Below are 6,245 nucleotides of genomic sequence, written 5' to 3' on the forward strand. Positions count from 1 at the left end.
ATGTAAACCAAGAAAATATTCAAGTTGTTGTTGAGAGTAATAACGGTGTCCAGAAGGTGCAGTATATTGTGGATTTAATTTATTTGTCTTATCCCAATTTCTCAAAGTCTGAACTGTTACTCCGATTTCTTTTGCGAATTGACCAATACTGTATTTTTTCATACATTTCATTCTCCTTTGAATTAGTGGATAATTCTATTATATTATGAAATGTATGAAAAATCAATAGTTTTTTATAGATATTTATAGATTTATTCTAACTGTTTATGACCTTCCCCCTTAAAGTCTATATCCCTCAAAGTTTATAAAGCTTGCTGTAGTGCGTACGCTCTTCAATTCGCTTACGGTTTGGTTCAAAGCCAATCCCCGGTGTGGTTGGTACGGTAATCACTCCATTTTCAACTGTAATCGCAGGGTCTGTGATATCGCTTAAAAAATAGCGAGAAGACGCTGACGTGTCCCCAGGAAGCGTAAAGTTATCGAGCGTCGTAATGGCAACGTTATGAGCACGCCCTACACCAGCTTCCAGCATCCCTCCACACCAGACAGGTATGCCGTGCTCTTTACAAAGATCATGAATCTGCTTCGATTCATAGAGTCCACCCACGCGGCCAATTTTAATATTAATAATTTTACAGCTTCCTAACGCAATAGCATGCCTTGCATCATCAAGCGTATAAATGCTTTCATCTAAGCAAAGCGGCGTTTGAAGCTCGCGCTGCAGCTTCGCATGGTCAATGATATCGTCATAAGCGAGCGGCTGCTCAATCATCGTGAGGTTAAATTCATCAAACGCTTTTAAGTGATCAATGTCACCTAGCGTATACGCTGAGTTCGCATCTGCCATCAAGGAAATATCCGGGAAGCGCGTGCGAACTGCTTTTAAAATATCGAGATCCCAGCCTGGCTTTACCTTTAGCTTAATTCGCTTATATCCTTCTTCACAGTTTTTTTCCACCGCTTTTAATAGCTCATACTCTGAATCTTTAATCCCTAAACTAACCCCAACATCAATGGTTTCTTTCGTCCCGCCAAGTGCTTTCCAAAGCGGCTCGTTGTTGCTTCTTGCGTATAAGTCCCACATTGCCCCTTCAAGCGCTGCTTTCGCCATGGAGTTGCCCCGAATCGGTTCAAACAACTTCTGAAGTTCGCTCGGGTGGGACACAGGATGTTGAAGTAAAAGCGGAATTAAATAATCCTCCATGATGTGCCAATTTGTTTTGAGCGTTTCTTCTTTATAGTAAGGCTCTGGTGAAGCAACAGACTCTGCCCACCCCGATAAGCCGTTTTTTCCTAGGATTTCTACTAGGATAAATTCTTTATTCGTTTCGGTGAAGATGCTCGTTGTGAATGGTTCTAAAAGCTCCATTTTCACGTGGCGCAAAATAATGTGCTGAATCTCCATCTCGTTTCCCCCTACCTTATTTTTTTGTCACTACGTAGTAATGAATATCTCCGTTTGTTTTCACAAAGTCCGTGACTTCATAGCCACAGTCTAGAGCTTTGCTCAATGCTTCCCTTGTTTTTAAGCGCCACTGTAGCGCCAGGTCTTGATTTTTTGCCTTTACCTCTTGATAGCGAGCGGGCACCGCTACGAATAACACGTCATGCATTAATGTAGAGTTCATAGGTGCAGGAGTTGGTAACTCTTGATTATTTAGCACATAGTTTAATAGAATATTGTCTTCCTTAACGCTCCATTCCGCATATTCCTTTTCTTCTCGTTTCTGCACGCGGTCGCTTTGAATCCACCAATGCACCACAAAGCGGTCCGACGGTATTCCTGCATTTAGAATGTCGTTTAGTTCACCGTAGTAATTTTCTTTATAGGCTGCTCCAATTCCGCCGAGCTTTCGCAAATTCAAGTTAGCATTTGCTGTTTCAAGCGGATCATATGTCCATGCAAGCAGCTCATAACCTAGCTTCTTTGCTTCTTGTCGCTGCACCCACTTCAGCTTTTGCCCAATACCATAGCTACGATATTCTTTTAAAATGCCCAAGCTGTGAGAGCATAGATAGGATTGCTTGCCGTCAAAGCCTGGAAATGAATACTGAAACCCAATGAGCTTGTCTTCAAGAAAAGCTCCTAACACCAGCCCTCCGTTTCGAATCGTTGCAACCATCATTTCAACTGGAACCGGATCTTCTCCCTTCCAGATTGTTCGCTCTAAATTCCCTACTTTTCGCAGTTCGTCTGGATGCTCCACCCGCCGAATGACGAGCTCGTCCATATGTAAATTCGTCATATTATCTCCTCGCTTATTCCATGTATGTATCTTGATGTGTATATAAGCTCTCAAGCTTTTGCTGACGCTGTTGAACGCCAGCGGGATTTTTTTCTTGATATGCGGTGAGCACTAAGTCTAAAAGCGTAATGACCGGAGCGATTGAGTTGCAACCTGACTGGACGTTTGTATCTGTTAAAAGCGTAATGTCAGCTAGCTCACCAACCGGCGATAAAATACGATCGGTAACGGCAATTACCGTTACTCCAACTTTCTTAGCGTAAGCCGCAAGCTTTGTCGCTTCCTTTGCATAGCGGGGAAACGACAGGACAACAATGACTGACTCGGGTGTTAAGTCGCAAAGACTTTCTTGAATATCTCCCGGCTGATTGACTAACCGCACGCGTTCCCGAAGCGTCGAAAGCATCATTGAAAACCAGTGTGCTGCTCCGTATGAAGTTCGGTATCCGGCAACCAGTACTTGATCTGCGTGAATCAGTCTGTCTACCACTTCCCAAATTCTCTGAGTGTTCTCCTCATTTTCCAAGCGGCAGATGATGTTCAGTTCGCTTTCTAACACGCGCTTAAGAACGTCTTGATTCTCTTCTTTTTTAACTGTTTTTTCGTGTCCCATTACGCGCTGCTGAATCGCATCGTGCATTTGTGAAAAGCTTTGAAAGCCAAGAGAGGATGAAAGGCGAATAACTGTCGTTTCGCTGACTCCCGAGGCGCGACCAATTTCTGCTGCCGTTTGAAACGACGCTTCTTGAAGGGAATCCAGTAAATACTGAGCAACCTTCTTTTGCCCTGATGATAAATGAGGAAACGCTTCTTTTACTACCTGTTCAAATCGCTGCGCACTCATTCTCCCTGCACCTCTGCTTTTGAGGCCAAAAGAGCAAGAGTTAGATAAATGTTTGTTCCGGTTAGCAGCGCTTCTTTATTAAACATCATGTCAGGATGATGAAGGCCATGCTTTAATCCACACCCAAGACCGATCATTGTCGAAGCAACGCCCGTTTCTTTCGTGTACACGTGAAAGTCTTCAGCACCTTTCGTTTCGCAGACAGATACTAATCCATCGTCACCTAGTACAGACTGAATGGCCTGTGTCGCAATTTGAATGGTATGAACGTTTGGAACCGCAGCGTATGTACGTCCTTCAAAATGATAATCGATTGCTACTTCATGTATTGAAGTCAGGTGAGAGAGGATGTGCTCCACTCGCGATTTCAATTCATCCATCGCTTCATTTGTATTGGCTCGCAAATCCAAAGCAAACACAGCTTCATCAGGAATTACATTTGTGCTATCTCCTCCAGCTTGCAGCTTCGTCATTTTGACTGAATAATCATTCGTTTTTGTTAAGCGTAAACCTCTTAGCATCTGTACAAGGTCCGCTGCGATTTCAATCGCATTTTTACCAAATTCGGGTCGTGACGCATGAGCTTGTACACCGTGAACGATGCCATGAACTGCACAGGCTGAGCCGTGTAAAATAACGGGAGATGCTTTCTTATCTTCTACTTCCCACTCAGGTCTTACGTGCATGCCATACAGCTCTGTCACGTTTTGCAAGCACCCTGATTCAATCATTTGCTTCGCTCCCGCCCCGGTTTCTTCTGATGGTTGAAACAAAAAGCGAATCGTTTTTTGAGGCTTGATATTTATTTTCTTAAGCGCAAGAGCCGTGTACAAAAGCATGGTGCTATGAGCATCGTGCCCGCACGAGTGATTGGCTTTTAGCTCTCCGTCCATCCACTGCACGACCGCATCTAAATCAGCTCGGAACGCTACCACTTCGGAAGAAGCACCTTGAAGCTCAGCAGTTAATCCGTAATGTTCTGAGAATGTGCGAACGCTGTATCCAGCATCCTCTAGCTTCTTTTGAATATAAGCTGACGTTTCTTTTTCCTCACTGCTTGATTCTGGATATGTATGCAGATGTTCATAAGTTTTATAAATGTCATTTTTCATCTTTTTTACGTATGACTGGTTCATTCCATCCTCCTTCGCACTCAAAACTTCATATTTATTCATCAATGAAGTTTTCCCTTCACTTGATTCTTATAATATCATAACTTTCTGACAATAAACAATAGCTTTAGAGCACTATGAAATATTGGAATATGAACTAAAATACTATGCAAATATATAACCTCTTCAAAAATAATGAAATAAATGTTAGAATAGTAAAAATTAACTAAGGAGAGTAATCGATGAAACAAACACTTCCCTATCACTCTGTTCCTTATACCCACATTCATCGTGGTTCAAAAAAGGTATGTATGATGTTTTCAGGTCTGGGCTATCATTATGAGAAGCCTCTATTCTACTATTCTACGATGCTAATGCTTGAAGAAGGTATTGACGTGGTACACGTTCACTACAGCTACAACCGCGACTTTTTACAGCAGTCGCTTCAAACCGTTGCTCATATGATGATAAAAGACATTGATCCTATTTTGACTCATATTTTAGAAGCATATTCATATGAAGAAATCATCTTTTTAGGAAAGTCGCTGGGTACCGTGCCAATCCTTTACAACTTCATGAAACAAGACCGCTTTGCAGACACAACAATGCTCCTCTTGACTCCTCTGCTAAACTTTCCTGAGTTATTTACAAGTGTTCAAGAAAGCAAGCACCGGGGACTTCTTGTGATTGGAGACCAAGACGTTCACTACGACAAACAAAAGTTTCAGCAGCTTCACGAGACAAATTTTCAGGTGGACGTTATAAAAGATGCGGATCACTCATTAGACGTTCATCCGATAAATGCGCACGCATCTCTCACAGCTCTCATGAACGTCATGAATAATATGAAGAAGTCTCTACATATAGTGAAACAGCATTGACTGAACAGGAGGTTATAGACCATGTCAAAAGGAAAAATCGCTTTTTTATTCGTTCTTTTCTTATTAGCGATTGGAGGCTTCATCACAATGTTTTTTTCAAACAGCTCTGACCAAGTTACTAGCGGCAAAGGACCCGCTCTAAAAAGCGAAACAATTAAAAACGTCACGCATTCTCTAACGGCAAGAGAGGATATGCTGCTTAATACTAATCAAGCGTTTGCCTTTGAATATGACTCTGGTAGCAAGAAGAAAGAAGTCGACGTTTGGGTTGAAAAGTATGAAAAGGGGCTATTTGTAGAAAAGCTAAATGAGTTATCTACAGAAGTGGACAAAGAAGGACTGATTACTTTCACTTCTAGCGATATTTATCCGGAAGATGAAGACGGAGAAGAAGTCATTACTATGTTTAACTTAAAGGTTGGAAATCAAACGAGCAGCGTTGGGTTAAGCTTCACAGAAAAAAGGAACATTGAAGAAAAAGAGAACTTAGCTGGCACGTGGGAAGGCTTTTATCAAGACGTACAAAAAATTGATGGAGACATGCCACTAGGCTACATGGCTTATTCTTCTGAAGATTCCATATCAAGCATTCAGCTAAACTATTTAAAAAATCCAAAAGCTCACGAAAAAGAGCTAAAAGAATACGACAGCATCTACGTGTTAAAATGCCGTTTTCACTAAAAACAAAAGCAGGTGGTAGACATGTTGAAGTTCATTGACGACATTGCTGGTTCTCTGTATGACATCATGAAGTTTCTCGTACGAAGCTTATGCTATTTCTTGACTGGAGTACTCATTGTTGCTATTCCCCTTTATGCGATTGTTTTTGTGTTTCAAGCGTTTGGTAAGTAAAAATATCCATAAGGAAAAATTAGAATACGAAAGAGGTTCAATAATCATTGAAAAAACCGACACCAACTAACCACAACAAGAAAAAAGACTTCATAGATACAGACTTATTTTTATTTATCATCATTTTCATTGCGGGTCTTATCTCTATTTTCATTTTACATTAACCGTATACTTCTTTCCTACAAACGCTCAAAGCATTTTGAGCGTTTGTTTATTATAGTCAAATACCAGATTTACCGTACTATATAAGTTGAATTTATCTTTTACAATCGAATGCACAATCGATCAATAACTTTTCTAGGTGAGTCAT

At 41.2% G+C, this 6,245-nt stretch carries 8 protein-coding genes; 3 read left to right on the top strand and 5 right to left on the bottom strand.

Annotation, left to right across the window (positions count from 1 at the left end; translation table 11 throughout):
* The 5 genes from AC1UFB_RS12510 to AC1UFB_RS12530 form a co-directional block, all read right to left on the bottom strand.
* Positions 1–162, bottom strand: a 162-nt coding sequence (locus AC1UFB_RS12510; protein WP_482589363.1) for a MerR family DNA-binding transcriptional regulator, incomplete at its 3' end; no start/stop codon positions are given.
* 133 nt (positions 163–295) lie between these two features.
* Entirely contained in the window at positions 296–1,405 is a 1,110-nt protein-coding gene (menC, locus tag AC1UFB_RS12515) for an o-succinylbenzoate synthase (protein ID WP_482589361.1), read from the bottom strand.
* Positions 1,406–1,421: 16 nt separating this feature from the next.
* Positions 1,422–2,246 carry a hypothetical protein gene (locus AC1UFB_RS12520; RefSeq protein ID WP_061785917.1) on the bottom strand — a complete coding sequence of 275 codons (825 nt, stop codon included), beginning with the start codon at positions 2,244–2,246 and terminating at the stop codon, positions 1,422–1,424.
* 13 nt (positions 2,247–2,259) lie between these two features.
* Complete coding sequence (locus tag AC1UFB_RS12525; RefSeq protein ID WP_328100702.1) at positions 2,260–3,090, bottom strand: MurR/RpiR family transcriptional regulator; 831 nt, start codon at positions 3,088–3,090, stop codon at positions 2,260–2,262.
* Positions 3,087–4,226: an amidohydrolase gene (locus AC1UFB_RS12530; protein WP_100347372.1), complete on the bottom strand. Its 1,140-nt coding sequence runs from the start codon at positions 4,224–4,226 to the stop codon at positions 3,087–3,089. The genes AC1UFB_RS12525 and AC1UFB_RS12530 overlap by 4 nt, the downstream gene beginning before the upstream one ends.
* A gap of 218 nt (positions 4,227–4,444) precedes the next feature.
* Between AC1UFB_RS12530 and AC1UFB_RS12535 the strand changes: the two genes are divergently transcribed.
* From AC1UFB_RS12535 to AC1UFB_RS12545, 3 genes are read left to right on the top strand one after another with little or no spacing between them, the layout of a single operon-like run.
* Positions 4,445–5,083: an alpha/beta hydrolase gene (locus tag AC1UFB_RS12535; protein ID WP_318757713.1), complete on the top strand. Its 639-nt coding sequence runs from the start codon at positions 4,445–4,447 to the stop codon at positions 5,081–5,083.
* 21 nt (positions 5,084–5,104) lie between these two features.
* Complete coding sequence (locus tag AC1UFB_RS12540; RefSeq protein ID WP_482589362.1) at positions 5,105–5,764, top strand: hypothetical protein; 660 nt, start codon at positions 5,105–5,107, stop codon at positions 5,762–5,764.
* A gap of 21 nt (positions 5,765–5,785) precedes the next feature.
* Positions 5,786–5,935 (top strand): hypothetical protein, encoded by a 150-nt coding sequence (locus AC1UFB_RS12545; protein ID WP_167556160.1) that lies wholly within the window; start codon positions 5,786–5,788, stop codon positions 5,933–5,935.
* Positions 5,936–6,245 lie beyond the last annotated feature (310 nt).

The organism is Priestia sp. KCTC 13724 (assembly GCF_056820425.1).

Coding starts and splice junctions, on each gene's coding strand:
- AC1UFB_RS12545 (WP_167556160.1), top strand. CDS start 5,786: ATGTTGAAGTTCATTGACGACATTGCTGGTTCTCTGTATGACATCATG.
- AC1UFB_RS12530 (WP_100347372.1), bottom strand. CDS start 4,226: ATGAACCAGTCATACGTAAAAAAGATGAAAAATGACATTTATAAAACT.
- AC1UFB_RS12535 (WP_318757713.1), top strand. CDS start 4,445: ATGAAACAAACACTTCCCTATCACTCTGTTCCTTATACCCACATTCAT.
- AC1UFB_RS12525 (WP_328100702.1), bottom strand. CDS start 3,090: ATGAGTGCGCAGCGATTTGAACAGGTAGTAAAAGAAGCGTTTCCTCAT.
- menC (WP_482589361.1), bottom strand. CDS start 1,405: ATGGAGATTCAGCACATTATTTTGCGCCACGTGAAAATGGAGCTTTTA.
- AC1UFB_RS12540 (WP_482589362.1), top strand. CDS start 5,105: ATGTCAAAAGGAAAAATCGCTTTTTTATTCGTTCTTTTCTTATTAGCG.
- AC1UFB_RS12520 (WP_061785917.1), bottom strand. CDS start 2,246: ATGACGAATTTACATATGGACGAGCTCGTCATTCGGCGGGTGGAGCAT.